This is a genomic window from Candidatus Avelusimicrobium stercoris (genome assembly GCF_002437085.1).
Classification (GTDB): Bacteria; Elusimicrobiota; Elusimicrobia; order Elusimicrobiales; family Elusimicrobiaceae; genus Avelusimicrobium; species Avelusimicrobium stercoris.
Window position 1 is genome coordinate 1 of the sequence record NZ_DJOA01000002.1, and the last position, 15,145, is coordinate 15,145.

A 15,145-nucleotide genomic window follows, 5' to 3' on the forward strand; every position below is an offset into this window, starting at 1 on the left:
AAAAAACGAAACAACCCCTTTAAAAAGAACGACGGAAAAGCAACATCACAAACGGTAGATCCTGAAATAAATTCAGGATGATCGCTATTTTAATAAAGGCGTCATTCCCGAGTGTCGTAGTCGGGAATCTGTCATTTCCTTTTTTTGATAACAACGGATCCCCGACTAAAGCCTTCGGGGATAACGGCAAAAAACGCCAAAACTTGTTAAATCCTTTCATTTTTCCTCCTTTTTAAGGCGTTATTATTTAACAAAGTCATACTGGAAGGTTTCTGTCCAGTATCTGTCGTTTTCCTCTTTTTAAGTAACAACAGATCCTGGACTACGACTTTCCAGGATGACGACAACGACAAACAACCTATAAGGTAGATTCTGAAACAAATTCACAATGACCTCTAATTTAATAACAGCAGTTTCCATAACCCTAGCGGGCCGCCAGTTCAATATGCCACCAAGGCACGAAAAAAACAATTTTTCGCACTCAAAAGCACATAAAAAAGCCCCGGACGGTAAAAACCGAAACCGGGGCTGATTAAAACAGGTTCTATACTTATTTTTGATGTTCCTTCTTTTTAAATTGCGCGTTGTAGAGCGAAGCATACGCGCCGTTGGGCACTTTTAACAAGGTTTCGTGCGTGCCTTCCTCCACTATGCGCCCTTCGTTAAGCACCACAATTTTATCCGCGTTTACTACCGTGGACAAGCGGTGTGCAATCACAAACACCGTGCGATTCTTCATCAGGTTATCAAGCGCCTTTTGCACCACGGCTTCGGACTTGTTGTCCAAAGCGCTGGTGGCTTCGTCCAAAATGACGATAGGCGCACGGCGGATAAAGGCGCGCGCAATGGCTACGCGCTGGCGTTGGCCGCCGGAAAGAGTCATCCCGCGTTCGCCCAGCACCGTATCCAAACCGTCCTTTAAGGTGTGGATAAAATCGTCCAAGTGGGCGTTTTTAACGGCTTCCTGCAAATCCTCTTCCGTGGCGCCGGGGCGGCCGATTAAAATATTATCGCGAATCGTGCCCGTGAACAGGAAGTTATCCTGAAATACCACCGAAATATGACTGCGCAAGGATTTTAAGGTAAAATTCTGAATATTCACGCCATCAATCGTAATGGCCCCTTTGGTTACGTTATAAAAACGCGGGAGCAGGCTGACTATGGTAGATTTTCCCCCGCCGGAGTTCCCCACCAAAGCCACCGTGGAACCCGCGGGAACGGTCAAATTGATGTCCTTTAACACCTCTACGCCGGGCTTGTAAGCAAAAGATACATCTTTAAAGCGGATTTCCTTTTTAAGGCCGTCCATTTCCACGGAATTGGGCTCATCGTAAATATCCGTTTTGAGCGCGAAGATTTCAAAAATACGGTCAATCGCCAAAAAGGCCTTTTTGATATCCACATAGTTATCGCCCATTGTTTTAACAGGCGTGTAGAGCATTAAAAGAGCCGTAACAAACGACGTAAAGTTACCGCTGGTAATGGTGCCCTTTACAATCATTGAACTGCTCTGCCAGAATACCAAAGCCAAGCCCAAGGACACGATAAAGTGCATCACCGGGGAGAGCCAGCCCGTATGTTTCACCATACCCATATTAAGGCTGAACACTTCGTCCATTAAGTGGTTAAAGCGGACTTCCTGGTCCTCTTGCAAGTTGTAGGCGGCAATGGTGCGGTTGCCGTTAAAGGTTTCGTTATAAGCGCGCATAGCGATAGAGGAAATAACCACCGTATTGCGCACGAGTTCTTCCAATTTTTTGCGCACCACATAAATAAGCGCACCCGCCGCGGCAAACGCACCGATGGCGATAAACGTCAACTGCCAAGAGTTGTAGAGCAGTACAAACACCAAGGTAATGGACGAAAACACGCGCGTAACCACCATACGCAGGTTATTAATAAGGCCGTTGCAGGCGGTGTCAGCATCGCCGTTGTAGCGCATCATAATATAGCCGGAGTCGGTCGTGTCAAAATATCCGCTGTGCATACTTAACAGTTTATGGAAGAGTTTTTTGCGCACGTCCAAGGTAATTTTGTTGCCCACCCACGTATTTAAATATTTAACTAAATACGTTAAAATGCTTTGCGCCAGTACAAAGCCAATAATCAAAAGCGGAATCCAAGCAGCAAAAACGGCGTTTTTGGCTACGAGCACGTCATCGGTGTAATACTTCATAAACAGGGCGACGGTGGCATCCAGCGCGCCGACAGGCAGCGCGAGGAGCAAGCCCAAAATGGCCCGGAAGAGATACGGCTTAACAAAGGGCCACATTTTTTTGTAATTATCCACAAAGGGGTTGGAAACGATTAATTCCCCCACGGGGCGGGTTAAAAAATTTTTCATAGAAATCTCCGGTATAAAACGGCTTATTTTATTATAACAATTCCCCGGCGCGTTTGTCCGCAGAACCGGCGGGGGTTGCAAAGTTATTTTTACTTTGCTAAACTAATCAAACAGTTATCCAAACGGGTACAGCCCGTTCGGACGCAAATTTTTGTATAGAAAGGACTTGTTGTATGGTTATTAAGAAAGTAAACAAAGAAGCACTCACCGCCGCGGAATTAAAGGAAATTAAAAAACATTTAGAGGAACTGAAAGCGGACGCCACCGCACGCCTGAAAGATAAAAAGAATATGGATATGCCGGAAGCGGAAGTAGGCGACCCTATTGACGATGCTTCCAAAAGTTTGGATAAAGAAATTTTGTTTGAACTCTCCGGCAACGCCCATAACACCATTGGGCAGATTGAAGCCGCCTTGCGCAAAATTGACAAAGGGATTTACGGCTATTGCGAATATTGCCGCCAGCCTATCCCCAAAAAACGCATTAAAGCGATGCCGTTTGCGCGCTACTGCGTGAACTGCCAGCACTCCACCGAAAAAAGCCACGATTAACGCTTTTTGAGCACTAAAAAGGGAGCCCGTTTAAGGCTCCCTTTTTTTCGGTCTAAATTTAACGCTATTTACTAGAAAAGTAAACGGGCGTTTTATTGGTATCTTTGGCGTACGCCATAATTTTGTAGGAATCCTTTTGCACGCCGATTCTAAACCCTTTGGGCGAAAGGACCTTCTGCGTATCGCGCTGGAATTGCACCGGGTCGCCGGACAGGAGCGACAAGCGCAGTAAATCGTTGGTATAGTACCCATAGCGCGCGTAATGGGCTTCTTCCAACAACGCCACATTTTGCAGTTGCGCTTTGGCTCTGTTTACGTAATACTGTTGCACCACGGAGCCGCCGCCAAAGCATTGCTGGTACATCACCCACGCAAAGCCCACCAGCAGCAGCGTGCCCAACAGCCGCACGAGCAAGCGCTCCCACCAGGCCTTTTGGCGGATTTGTACCACCACACTACCGCCTAAAAAATCGTGCAAGGCGCGGTGTCTATCATCAAAAAACGCAAATAAAAAGCCACACATTAAAAGTGCGCCGCTAATGTAATAGCCAACCGCACGCATAAATGCACGCGGGAACGACACGGGGCAGCTCAAATCCTGTTTGACTACCGCAATACCCACCAAGGCCTTGCCAAGGGTTACGCGGTCGCCACACGAGAAAATGGCTTCGTACAGCACAAACAGGGCATTAATGCCCACAAGCACCGCCGCAATCTGCCACATTTGGGCATACGGCCCTAAAATCTTTAAAATGGCAAGCCCGATAAACTGCCCCGGAATAAAAACGACGCCGTAATCAATCAGCAAGGCTACAAACCGTTCGGTTACCGAGGCATACACCACTTTGGGCGTTTCATCCGCCGCCGCGGGCTGCACGGGGACGGGCTGCGGGTCCATAATATTAATGCGGGTTTCTGTCATAAAATTCTCCTTTCGTCTAGTTTATTATAACAAGTTTTCCCCCGCCCAAACAAAAAAAGAGAGCGGAACTTTCGCCCCGCCCTCTTTTTATAAAACGCTTGTTTAAGCGGCAATACCCAATTTGGAAAATAAGATATACACGCCAAACACGCACAGCACAATCGCCACGCTGACGGTTACGCCCAAATTCCACGGCGTATTGTCCACAATGTTGAGGTCTTTCCCGTCGTCGTAGCGGTTTTTGGCCGGCCACAGTTTGCCCGTAATATACATAAACGCAATGGACACCGCAAACAAAATAGCCAAGATATGCAGGAAATGCAAATCCGTCTTAATCACGCCCAACTGCGTAAGGCCGTAGCCCACCATAAAGAACACCAGCGTAACCTTGGCCGACCACGCCGGGGCCGTTTTATTGAGCATACCGAAGATAATCAGCGTGAAAATCGGCACGTTGTAAAAGCCGTTTACCATTTGCAAATAGTTAAACAGGCCCGAGGGAGCCTTGGCAATCAGCGGCGCCACAATCATAGAAAACACCGCCAATAAAATACCCACATATTTGCCCTTGTGGACAAGTTCTTCGTCCGTGGCCGTCGGTTTGATAAGCGGCTTATAGACGTTAAGCATAAACAGGGTGGAGGTGGAGTTCAAGGCCGCGTTAAACGAACTTAAAATCGCCCCGAACAGCACCGCCGCAAAGAAGCCGATTAAATAAAACGGCAATACTTTATTAACCAGCATCGGGTAGGCCATATCACCCACTTCCAAGGGCGTACTTTGGAAGATGTGGAACGCCACAATGCCCGGGATAATTAAGTAAATAGGCCCAATCAGTTTAAAAATAGCGCACAACAAAAGGCCCTTTTGCCCTTCCTTTAAGTTCTTGGCCGCCAAGGCGCGCTGGATAATCGTCTGGTTGCAGCCCCAGTAAAACAGGTTGACGAGGAACATCCCCGTAAACATCGTAGCAAAGGGAACCGGATCGGTGGCAGAGCCGATAGCATTAAATTTTTCCGGGTGGGCTTTTACTACCTCGGTAAGGCCCGCTAAAATGTTGCCGTCGCCCACATAGGCTAGGGCAAACAGCGGCACCATCATCCCGCCGATAATGAGCCCAATACCGTTAAGCGTATCGGCAATCGCCATAATGCGAAGCCCGCCAAAAATGGTATATAAGCACCCCAGCACGCCAATCGCCACCACAACCACCACGATAGCCATCATCGGGGAAAGGTGAAACGTGCCCATAATGTCAAAGATACCGCCCATACCAATCGCGCCGGAATACAGCACCGTCGGCAACAGGATAAGCACATACCCCGCCAAGAACAAAAAGTTTACAAACTGCTTGGTGGCGCCGTCATAGCGGTCGCCCACGAAGTCCGGAATAGTGGCGTAACCCTTTTTTAAGTAGCGCGGCAGAAAGAAAAACGCCACGATAATAAGCGCCAAAGACGCCCCGATTTCGTACCCCATACCGGACATATTAAACATATATCCTTGGCCGTTTAAGCCCACCATTTGTTCGGTAGATAGGTTTGTAAGCAAGAGTGAGGCGGCAATCACCCACCCGGTAAGTCCTCTTCCAGCCAAAAAGTAGCCTTCCGAGGATGATACGTCTTTCTTGCGTGTCAGGTAATACGACAGGCCCAGCACAAGCGCCGTAAAACCTGCAAACGACGACAGCGTAAGCAACATATTCCCTCCGTAGATAATCCGTAAAAGTTCCGGCGTAAGCCGGCCCGACAAGAAACTGCAAACTGACCGATTTTCCCGCCCGGTCCTTGATTTCTGGCGGGTTAATCATTATACTTTGTAGTATATCAGGACCGATACTTTAATTGTAATGATAATCCGGCCGTTCGTCAATGGGAGGTTTTTAGATATGCTTATTTGGTTCTTATTCGGGGCAATGTGTATGGGCGTGGTACTGTTTATTTTGGCGTATTTGAAATTCGTATCGCTTAACAAGGCTGCCCAAAACGCCTGGCAAAAACTGGACAACAATATGAAGAACCGCGCGGAACTAATCCCGGTGCTGGCGTTATCGGCCGCGTCGTTTAGCGAGTTGGACCGCGAGTTTATTTATGAACTTTCCCATATGAAGGAAGCCTGCCGCACCGCGCAAACCCTGCAAGAGCGCGTAGCCAAGGAAAACGAAATCACCCAAAAATTTAAAAAGGTCTTCACCGCCGCGATGAAGCACCCCGAATTAAAGACGGACGAACACTTTTTAAAACTGCAAAAAAGTATTATTTACGCCGAAGGAAAAGTACAAAGCGCCAAAAAGAAATACAACAGCGCAGCGCGCGATTTTAACACGATTGCGGCCGTCATACCGCTTAACTTAATCGCCAAAATGTTTGAGTTTGAACCCTACGAATATTTTGACTTTGACCCCAGTTTAGACAAAGTAATGGAATAGAAAAGGCCCCGTAAAAGGGGCCTTTTTATGGATAAATTAAGCGCCGCGGTCCATTTCCAAAAGTACCTGGATGCGCTTTTCAATGGGCGGGTGCGTAGCCATTAAGCCGGAAAGAGAGCCAAACAGCCCCATACCCATCGGGCCCATAGGGCTTTCAATACACATTGCCGCCATAGAGGAGTGTTCTTGGATATCCTCTACATACGGACAAGCAGATATTTTTTTAAGCGCACTGGCCAAGGCTCGCGGGTTGCGCGTAGTCAGGGCCGCTGTGGCATCCGCCTGGTATTCGCGCGCGCGGGACACCGCCAAACGCAACAGCGGCGCAATAATATAGCCGTAAATCAGGCAGATAACACCCAGCACAAAAAACAGCAGACTTGCCTTTCCGCTCTCTTTACTTCGCCCGCGGCTTAACCCCATCCTAAAACAAATCTCACCCGCCAGCGTAAAGAACGAAATGCCCGCCACGGTAATTAACATCAGGCGGATATCGCGGTTTTCTATGTGCGCGAGTTCGTGCGCAATCACGCCCTCCAATTCCGCGCGGTCCAGTCTTTTTACAATTCCCTTGGTAAGCGCCAAGGAAGCGTGCTCCGGGTCCCGCCCGGTGGCAAAGGCGTTTAGCGCATTGTCGTTTAAAATATATATTTTGGGGGTAGGCAGGCCGCGCGTAATGCACAGGTTTTCCACCAAACGGTAGATTTCCGGCTGGTCGTAAGCCGTTACCGGGACGGCGTTTACGCTATTTAAAATAATGTGGTCGCCCGTAAAGTAGGAAACGGCCATCCACACCATTGCAAGCCCCCAGCAAATAGGCAAAACATACAGCATCAGTTGGTTGAGTTGCGCCATTTGGTCGGTGGCCTGAAATTCACTTACCGTGGCGTACGGGTCGCCCCCTATCACAAAAAAGACAAGAGCAAACACGCTCCACGTTAAGAGCGCAAACAGGACTGGAAATAACAAAACAAGCAGCACGGTGCGCCGCTTGTTTTGTTTTATAAAGTCGTAGGTGGTAGCCATTTACGGCTCCCGTTAGAATTGCACTTTTACGGGTTGGCGGGCAGCCTGTTCACCTTCCGCCAATTCAAAAAATTCCCGTTTTTCAAAGTGGAACATAGAAGCCACAATGTTGCTGGGGAACATTTCAATCTTCGTATTAAGCGCCAGTACATTGCCGTTGTAAAAGCGGCGCGCGGCCTGGATTTTGTCCTCAGTGTCGCGCAATTCGCGCTGCAATTCCATAAAGTTGGCATTGGCCTTTAAGTCCGGGTAATTTTCGGACAAGGCAAACACGGACTTTAACGCGCCCGTGAGCATATTTTCGCTTTGGGCAATTTCCTTCATATTCCCCTGCGCGGCCATAGCCATATTGCGCGCTTGGATGACCTTTTCCAAGGTGCCGCTTTCGTGCTTGGCATATCCCTTTACGGTTTCCACCAAGTTAGGGATTAAATCGTAGCGGCGTTTCATTTGCACTTCAATATCGCTCCAAGCCTCGGTGGCGCGGTTCTTTAAAAGTACAAACCCGTTATACACGCTGACGGCGTAAATTACAAATACCACCGCCAAAATAACAATAATCCAAAGTCCGTTCATTTCTGCTCCTTAATCGTCGCGTTCATCACGTTTTTGGTTATGATAGAACTGGTAGCGGGACGTTTCATACAGCCCCTTGGCAAGCGCCTTCATATGTTCAAAGCGTTGCGGCTCTTTTTTAGAGATATCTTCATTGTAATTATCTGCGGCGTATTTGTAAAGACCTTCTTTTTCACCTTGGCTGTGGTAGTAGTAGTCCCCCTGCACAAAGCCAATGGTAGCGGGCGAAACGGCCCAGCCGTAGATAAGCGCACCCGGTTCGGGCGTGGGGTCAGTCAGTACGTCGCGGCCGATAGCGCGCGTAAAGTACGGGCGGCCCAAAATACCCATTACCGTGGGCAAAATATCCACTTGGCTGGCGGTTTTGCTGATGACCTGCGGTTTTTTGACCGGGCCACCCGCAATAATCAGCGGGATTTGGTGGTTAATCAGGTTCAAGTCCACATAGCCGCGCGGCATATTTTCAGATTGCGGAGCCGCCAAACCGTGGTCGCCAAAAATAAGGAAAATCGTATTTTTGTAATAGTCCGATTTTTCCGCCAATTTAAAGAACTCGTGCAAGGCGTGGTCGGAGAAGCGCAAGGAGTTATATTCCGCCACGCTTACAAAACTGCGTTTGTGGGCCAAGTCTTCGCCGATATCTTTGACTTCAAAGCCTGCGTTGTCGTCCGGGATTGTATAGGGACGGTGATAGCCGGAGGTTTGGATAAAGGCAAAGAACGGCTTGCCGTTGTTATCCTTTTGCTCCTCGTTTAACACGCGGTTGGCTTCGCGGAACAAGTCCAAGTCCGAAATGCCCCACACGTCGTTGCGGTGTTCGTGGGCAAACTTGCCTTCCTCGTACATATGTACGTCGCCCAAGTTGTGTTCCAAAATACCGCGGATGTTACCCCAACTGGCACTTCCGCCGATGAAGTAATATTTTTCGTAATCGCGCAAGGCGTTTACCACCACGTGTTGGTCCACAATCAAGGGGTTGCGGGAACTGGTTTTGAAGGACGTTACGTCCGGGATGCTCGTAACCGTGGCAAATACGGCGCGGGCCGTAGCGGAGGTAGGCGCGTAAAAATGCGTGAACAAAATGGATTTATCCGCCAAACTCTTGATAAACGGCGTGGGGTCAATATCCGGATTGGTCATAGAAATTTTATTCCAGGCCAAGGATTCCATAAAAATAACCACCACATTGTAATCGTGCTGTTCGGCTTTGGGCTTGGCCGCCACGGTGCGCTCAAAATTAAGCGTATCTTTATCGGGGTATTGTACGCCCAAGTAGGCGGCTACGGTGTCGTAATATTCCTGCGTTTTGGTTGTGTCAAAACTATCCGCCTTTACAAAGCGGGCCGTATCAAAAATATTAAGTACCGGGTTTAACGTCAAATTGCAAATAAAGTTGTTAGTGGAGTGATAGGCGTTACTCCAACGGAGCGGATACTGGCTCAGTTGCCCAAACATTAATCCGCCCGTAACAAGCAGTCCTACAAAGAACCAGCCCAAATTGCCCTTCCAGCGGTAATTGTCGGTTTGGGCAAAGGCTTTTTTCTGCAAGCGGTTTACAAACCAAAAGCCCAAAATCCCCCATACCACCAGGCCGATAACCGCCCACACCAAGGGATATGTTTCCCAAGCCATTTGTAGGGAAATGAGGGCGTTTTCGGAATATTTAAAAATGGAGTAGTTAATGCGCATTGCAATATAGGCATAGTGCGCAAAATCGGCAAAATAGATAAGCAGAACCGCGGCTTCCAACACGGCATACAAGGCAGAAATCCCCTTGCGGATAACGCGCGCCCCGTGCCAAAAAGCGCAAACGGTCAAGTATAAGCCCAAGGGAATTGCCAACGCGCAAGCGAGGCGGGCGTCAAACTTGGCACCGATATAAAAGGTCTGCCACAGTTCGTGGTAAGACTGGGGTACAAGCGCCGCGTGAAACACAAATAAAAAGATTCCGCGGAAAAGGGTAAACACCACCCAGTTAGCCAAGATGAACCAAGCGTAAGACTTAATCCACCCCGGTACGGCGAGTTTCTTCATAATTCCTCCAAATTAGACTGCTTATATATATGATATCAAATCTGGTTCGCGCGCGGAGGGCCCAGAAATAAGGACCAAAGGGCCCGCCCTAAAAATAGGTCTTTGGGCTCTTGTGTATAAGGCGGAGATTTTTTATGCTGTACGGTAAGAGGATAAATTTTGTGCGTATTTTACACACAAGAATTTTTTATCTATACAAAAAGCCCTTTTCTTTAAATAAATAAAATGCTATGCTGGAATTTCAGACGGCAGCATTTAAATACAAGGAGGCAGCACCCTATGAGAATGATTGATGTAATTATCAAAAAACGCGGAGGCAAAGCCCTAACCCAAGAGGAATTTAACTTTGTTGCACAAGGCGCGGCAAAAGGCACCGTGCCCGATTACCAACTTTCCGCCTTCTTAATGGCCTGCTTTTTAAATCCCCTTTCCGACAAAGAAACCGCCCTTTTTACCAAGGCAATGGCCCACTCAGGCGGACGGCTTGATTTTTCTTCCACCAAACTCCCCAAGGTAGATAAACACTCCACGGGCGGCGTGGGCGACGGTATTTCTATGGCGTTGGCCCCGCTGGTGGCTTGCGGCGGCGTAGCCGTGCCGATGATGTCCGGCCGCGGTTTGGGCCACACGGGCGGTACGCTTGATAAATTGGAATCTATGAAGAATTTTGAAGTGCGCGTACCCGTCAAACTGATTTACCGCCAAATCCAAAAATTAAATGTTTGTATGTTCGGTCAAACCAAGGACCTCGCTCCGGCCGATAAAAAACTCTACTCCCTGCGCGACGCCACCGGCACCGTGGAAAGCCGCCCGCTCATCGTGGCGAGTATTCTTTCCAAAAAATACGCCGAAGGCGTGGACAGCCTGTTAATGGACGTGAAATATGGCTCCGGCGCGTTTATGCAGAAACTGGAAGACAGCCGCAAATTGGCCCGCGCGCTCGTCAGCACCGCCAAACTCTTGGGGCTTAAATGCCGCGCGCTGATTACCTATATGGACCAGCCGTTGGGCCGCGCAATCGGCAACGCCAACGAAATGCGCCAGGCAATCCAAATTTTAAAGGGCGACAAAAACCTCGCGCCCGACTTTTACGAACTCTTGATTGAAGAAGCCGCCAATATGCTCGTCATCAGCGGCAAAATCAAAGACATCAAAAAGGCCCGCGCGTTAATGGAAGAAAAGATTGAAAACGGCGAAGCCGCCGCCAAACTGCGCGAAATGGTCAAATGGCAGGGCGGAGACCCCAAAGCCGTGGACGATCCGGAAGGCTATTTCAAGGACGCCAAACTGAAAGTGGAAATCAAGGCCGATGCGGACGGATATGTACAGCATATTGACGCCAAAACCGCCGGTATGGCGGGCGTGCTGCTTGGCGCCGGGCGCAACACGATGGAAGACGTGATTGACTACGGTGCGGGCATTTGGCTCTCCAAAAAATCGGGCGACGCCGTCAAAAAAGGCGACGTAATTGCCACGCTCTACGCGTCCGACAAGAAACGCTTGGAAGACGGCGCCGAACTCTTTAAGAAAGCGCTCAAAACGGGCAAAAAGAAACCGGCCGCCTATAAAATCATCAAAGAAGTTATCAAATAAGTTACAAACGCTTAATGAAACGCCCCGGACTTTCCAACGCCCGGGGTTTTTTTATTGTCTAAACAGTTTTTTCGCCGGATGTAAACAAATTACTCCGCGGAGGTATCGGGGGCTTTTTCCTTTTTTTTGAAAATGCCAAACAGGCCGCCAAGGCCTTTTTTTACGGAACGGCTTGCAAAGTTGTTGCCAATGCCTTGCGTAACCAGCGACGACACCGACCCCAGCATACTCATACTGCCCTTGGGGTCATCCACAGTGCCGCCAATGTTCAGTTTCAGCGGCATAATGCCGTCCACCTCGTGTTTACCTGGGGCGGCTTGTACCGTCATATCAATTTTACCGCTGTTAAAATCGGTCGTGCCGTTTAAACTAAACGATACCATATCGGACACAAAACTCCCGTCCTTTACGGCAGCCGTTCCCTTGGTGAAGGTTACGTCGGTAGCAAATTTGTCAAACGCCATACGGCCTTCTATTTTCTGCTGGGTTTTGGGCACGCGGATTTGCATTGGCTGTCCGTCGGGCCCGGTAACGGTTTGCAGAACCGTGTCTTCCTCTTTATCGTTCGTGCTGACGGCGGAAACCAACCCGCTGCCGATACCGTTTAACACGGAAAATACATTTAGCGAATTAAACACTTTTCCCACGATATTGACGGACATAAACAGCACCTTAGTTAAGGCGTTGGCGTCGGTCAGTTTGTATAAATCCTTAATCTCGCCATTTCCCATAGACAAATTGAGTTCGCCGTGCGCGCGCTTCATATCCGGGGTGAGGTTGCTCAAATCCGCTTTGAGCAAAATCTGCTGGCCCGAAATATACGGCGCGTCCAGCGCGTCTATTTGTATCCGGCTGGTAACCTTGGCGGGTGGCAGGGGCCACGCGCTGGGCTGATTTTTATCCGTCGGATCGTTTTTTTCGGCCGGGGCCGTTTGCGTACTTTCCGGCAACGGCGGCAAAATTAAATTCTTGGCTAGTGCATTTAGCGTAATGAACAAATCCTTGGGCGATTGGTTCCAAGTTGCGTCCACGGAAAAGGGCTCCTTGTTGAGCAGGCCCGACACCGTAACGCTGGAAACCGCCGTTTTAAAGTCCATAGTACCCTGGGCCGCTATATCTAGCGCGCCCTCCTCCAAGCGGCCTGCGTAGCCAACATTTGCACCCATATCGGCGGCTTTAAGGCTGGCCTGCCAGTCCTGCTGGGTCAAATGCGCCGTACCGCTGGCGGTTCCGGCGGCTTGATACTCCTCTGCCAGTTGGGGCAGTTGGGTCAAAAGGTCCTTAAAATCCAGTTGCCAATCGGCCTGCGCCTCGTACTTTAAGGCCGCGCTGTAATCCACGCCACCCTTGGCCGACAGTTTCGCACCGCCAAGAGACAAAACCGCTTGGTTGACGGTCAGTTTTTTATCGGGCAAATTGACCAACAGATCCGTTTTAAAGTTCACTTGCGAAACCGCAAAAGCGGGTTCTTCCGGCGCGATATTTTTCAAGGTTTCCGTGGTCAGGTTTTCCAGCGTAACGCCTAACTTTATGTGCGGGGCGGTAAAATCCTGCGCTTGGAAATTTATCCGGGCCTTGGCCCCATTGTACGAAAGTAAAAAGTTGGGCATTTGCACCTGAGCACGGGCCAAATCTCCCCCCGCCAAATTAAGACGCACATTAAACGACACGGGAAACTCGTACTGCTTTTCCCCCTCTTGGTAGAATCCGTCCGCCACAAAGCCGAGGTTAATCAAATTCCGCACCACCAGCCGCTTACCCTGCAAGGTAATATTTTTTAGCGCGGCCTGGATATGGCTTTGCTCATCCGCATAAAATACATTGATATTTTTTAAGGATAAATTTGTTAAGGTCAAATACGGCAGGGAAAGCGTATCCGTTTGCGAGGGTTCACTTTCTGTGGGGGCTTCGCCGGACGACAAATCCGCCCAGTTAAACTGCCCATTCGCACCGCGGCGCAAATAGGCGTCCAAACCGCTAACAATAAGCGATTTTAACTTAATATGCCCGTGGATTAAATGGATAAGGGACACCCGCACGCGCAAGCGGTCCACCGATAAAAAGGTGCCTTTTGTAAATCCCCCGGCTTCGGACAAGGCAAACTTATCGGCCTTTACGCCCATAAAACTGGCGGACATTTTTTCCAAACGCACCTCGCGCCCGGTGGCCGCCTGCACCTTTTGCACGGTGTAATTTTTCATCCACTCGCTTGACGATACCCACCGCAAAGTGAGGTCCGCCCCAAAAAATAAAATCAGCACGCACACCGCCACCGCGGTCAACCGGCGCCAAACCTTATTTGTCATTTTTACCCCTCATACTATATTTACATCCGCAATAATCCTGCTTGTATAATTGTAATTCCTTTATGAGCGCTTGGCGCAACTCCTCCAACCCGTTTTTGCGCCAATTGATAGCCACGTATGGCTTGCCTACCGCGTACCACGCACGGCGGGCGGCCTCGTTTACTTGGTCCAAATTTTTATAGCGGGATACCCCCAATACCGAAGTTAGCGCAGTAAATTTGTGTTCCAAGGCGTACTCCTGCGCCCTTTTTAAGCGCATATAAAAGCAGGCTGAACACCGCTTGCCGCGCTCGGGTTCGTTTTCCAGCCCGGCTACGGCTTTATCCCACTCTTCGGGTTCGTAGGGAAGTTCCACAAATTTCAAACCAAAATGTTCGCACACGCGCTTCTGTTCGTCGCGCCGCTTTTCGTACTCGGTAGACGGATAGATATTCGGGTTATAAAACAAAACGGTGGCATCTACGCCCTCATCCGCTAATTTTTTGATAGCCGCGCACGAACAAGGCGCGCAGCAGGAAAGCACAAGCAATTTAGGAAAATACATATATATTAATTTTACCAAAATAGGAGCCTGAACCCTATGATAAAAAACAGCCCTGGTATTATACCCAGGGCTGTTTTTCGTTTAATATTTAGGTCAACACTATTAGTCGTGGGGCTGAACAACCATACAAGTCTGCTCACAGAACCCATACCCGCTACACGCTCTCGCAGGTTCAGTGGAACAGGCATATTTAATAAAATAGGCATCGGTTACGTTGCAGTTCACCCATTTTCCGCTGGAATCTTGGTAAGGTTTGCAACCAGTCGGAGTGCTGCCACCCGTTAAATATTCATAATAAATGGCGTTCGTATTCTCGCCAGACAAACAAGCCTCTTCGGCATCACCATAACTTTCATAGGTATCACTTGTCATAGGAGGATATCCGCCGGATATTCTTTCCACACATTTAAAATAATGACTGGTATCATTATCGCAATTTACATTGCACTTGCAATTCTCGTCATCCCACTCATAGGTTCCGTCATATAAATGCATCAGCATCCCACCTGCTGCACTACTACACTGTTTTAAAGCCTTACCAGAACATTTTGTATAGGTAGCGGTATTATTCAAACGGGCTTCGCATACGCATTTTTGCGACGACTCATCCCAAACCTTTCCATCGGGGCAGTTCTGTTGATTACACTCCGCCACCGTTTTACTGCAAGTGCCCCATTCGCCCTTATCCCACTCCCCGGTAGCCGCGTTACAGGTTACCGTGCGCGTTTGCGTTCCGCAACTGTTGCAGGTTTGGCTGGATTCCGGTTGCTTTCCCGTGCACTCACAGGTGTCCGCAATAGAGCAGGCGCTCCAACCGCTCC

Annotated in this window: 13 protein-coding genes; 3 read left to right on the forward strand and 10 right to left on the reverse strand. The window is 49.1% G+C overall.

Annotated features, from left to right (window positions below; translation table 11 throughout):
• Positions 1–19: 19 nt before the first annotated feature.
• Both B2118_RS00030 and B2118_RS00035 read right to left on the reverse strand, forming a co-directional pair.
• The gene (locus B2118_RS00030; RefSeq protein ID WP_428052211.1) at positions 20–220 is read right to left on the reverse strand and encodes a hypothetical protein; all 201 of its coding nucleotides are present in this window, start codon (positions 218–220) and stop codon (positions 20–22) included.
• A 330-nt stretch (positions 221–550) separates the two neighbouring features.
• Positions 551–2,344, reverse strand: coding sequence for an ABC transporter ATP-binding protein (locus B2118_RS00035; RefSeq protein ID WP_428052213.1), 1,794 nt, complete (start codon positions 2,342–2,344; stop codon positions 551–553).
• Between the two features lie 173 nt (positions 2,345–2,517).
• On the opposite strand from B2118_RS00035, the gene B2118_RS00040 reads away from it, so the two are divergent.
• Complete coding sequence (locus B2118_RS00040; protein ID WP_428052215.1) at positions 2,518–2,895, forward strand: TraR/DksA family transcriptional regulator; 378 nt, start codon at positions 2,518–2,520, stop codon at positions 2,893–2,895.
• Between the two features lie 64 nt (positions 2,896–2,959).
• Here the strand turns inward: B2118_RS00040 and B2118_RS00045 are convergent, their stop codons facing one another.
• Entirely contained in the window at positions 2,960–3,817 is an 858-nt protein-coding gene (locus B2118_RS00045; RefSeq protein WP_428052217.1) for an RDD family protein, read from the reverse strand.
• Between the two features lie 102 nt (positions 3,818–3,919).
• Complete coding sequence (locus B2118_RS00050; protein WP_428052219.1) at positions 3,920–5,518, reverse strand: solute:sodium symporter family transporter; 1,599 nt, start codon at positions 5,516–5,518, stop codon at positions 3,920–3,922.
• A gap of 187 nt (positions 5,519–5,705) precedes the next feature.
• Here B2118_RS00050 and B2118_RS00055 point away from each other — a divergent pair, with 187 nt between their 5' ends.
• A complete protein-coding gene (locus tag B2118_RS00055; RefSeq protein WP_428052221.1) occupies positions 5,706–6,245 on the forward strand; it encodes a LemA family protein in 540 nt (179 codons plus the stop codon).
• A 36-nt stretch (positions 6,246–6,281) separates the two neighbouring features.
• Here the strand turns inward: B2118_RS00055 and B2118_RS00060 are convergent, their stop codons facing one another.
• From B2118_RS00060 to B2118_RS00070, 3 genes are read right to left on the reverse strand one after another with little or no spacing between them, the layout of a single operon-like run.
• Positions 6,282–7,271: a M48 family metallopeptidase gene (locus B2118_RS00060; RefSeq protein WP_428052223.1), complete on the reverse strand. Its 990-nt coding sequence runs from the start codon at positions 7,269–7,271 to the stop codon at positions 6,282–6,284.
• Between the two features lie 12 nt (positions 7,272–7,283).
• Positions 7,284–7,847: a LemA family protein gene (locus tag B2118_RS00065; protein ID WP_428052225.1), complete on the reverse strand. Its 564-nt coding sequence runs from the start codon at positions 7,845–7,847 to the stop codon at positions 7,284–7,286.
• A gap of 9 nt (positions 7,848–7,856) precedes the next feature.
• On the reverse strand, positions 7,857–9,881 hold the full coding sequence (locus B2118_RS00070) for an LTA synthase family protein (protein WP_428052226.1): 2,025 nt from the start codon (positions 9,879–9,881) through the stop codon (positions 7,857–7,859).
• A gap of 279 nt (positions 9,882–10,160) precedes the next feature.
• On the opposite strand from B2118_RS00070, the gene B2118_RS00075 reads away from it, so the two are divergent.
• A complete protein-coding gene (locus B2118_RS00075; RefSeq protein ID WP_428052228.1) occupies positions 10,161–11,474 on the forward strand; it encodes a thymidine phosphorylase in 1,314 nt (437 codons plus the stop codon).
• Between the two features lie 89 nt (positions 11,475–11,563).
• Here the strand turns inward: B2118_RS00075 and B2118_RS00080 are convergent, their stop codons facing one another.
• From B2118_RS00080 to B2118_RS00090, 3 genes are all read right to left on the reverse strand, one after another.
• Positions 11,564–13,780 carry an AsmA family protein gene (locus B2118_RS00080; protein ID WP_428052230.1) on the reverse strand — a complete coding sequence of 739 codons (2,217 nt, stop codon included), beginning with the start codon at positions 13,778–13,780 and terminating at the stop codon, positions 11,564–11,566.
• Positions 13,770–14,324, reverse strand: coding sequence for an epoxyqueuosine reductase QueH (locus tag B2118_RS00085; protein WP_428052232.1), 555 nt, complete (start codon positions 14,322–14,324; stop codon positions 13,770–13,772). Before B2118_RS00085 ends, B2118_RS00080 begins: the two co-directional genes overlap by 11 nt.
• Positions 14,325–14,426: 102 nt before the next feature.
• Positions 14,427–15,145 (reverse strand): hypothetical protein (locus B2118_RS00090; protein ID WP_428052234.1); only part of this gene is annotated, 719 nt, incomplete at its 5' end.

Coding starts and splice junctions, on each gene's coding strand:
- B2118_RS00060 (WP_428052223.1), bottom strand. CDS start 7,271: ATGGCTACCACCTACGACTTTATAAAACAAAACAAGCGGCGCACCGTG.
- B2118_RS00085 (WP_428052232.1), bottom strand. CDS start 14,324: ATGTATTTTCCTAAATTGCTTGTGCTTTCCTGCTGCGCGCCTTGTTCG.
- B2118_RS00045 (WP_428052217.1), bottom strand. CDS start 3,817: ATGACAGAAACCCGCATTAATATTATGGACCCGCAGCCCGTCCCCGTG.
- B2118_RS00075 (WP_428052228.1), top strand. CDS start 10,161: ATGAGAATGATTGATGTAATTATCAAAAAACGCGGAGGCAAAGCCCTA.
- B2118_RS00065 (WP_428052225.1), bottom strand. CDS start 7,847: ATGAACGGACTTTGGATTATTGTTATTTTGGCGGTGGTATTTGTAATT.
- B2118_RS00035 (WP_428052213.1), bottom strand. CDS start 2,344: ATGAAAAATTTTTTAACCCGCCCCGTGGGGGAATTAATCGTTTCCAAC.
- B2118_RS00070 (WP_428052226.1), bottom strand. CDS start 9,881: ATGAAGAAACTCGCCGTACCGGGGTGGATTAAGTCTTACGCTTGGTTC.
- B2118_RS00055 (WP_428052221.1), top strand. CDS start 5,706: ATGCTTATTTGGTTCTTATTCGGGGCAATGTGTATGGGCGTGGTACTG.
- B2118_RS00030 (WP_428052211.1), bottom strand. CDS start 220: ATGAAAGGATTTAACAAGTTTTGGCGTTTTTTGCCGTTATCCCCGAAG.
- B2118_RS00040 (WP_428052215.1), top strand. CDS start 2,518: ATGGTTATTAAGAAAGTAAACAAAGAAGCACTCACCGCCGCGGAATTA.
- B2118_RS00050 (WP_428052219.1), bottom strand. CDS start 5,518: ATGTTGCTTACGCTGTCGTCGTTTGCAGGTTTTACGGCGCTTGTGCTG.
- B2118_RS00080 (WP_428052230.1), bottom strand. CDS start 13,780: ATGACAAATAAGGTTTGGCGCCGGTTGACCGCGGTGGCGGTGTGCGTG.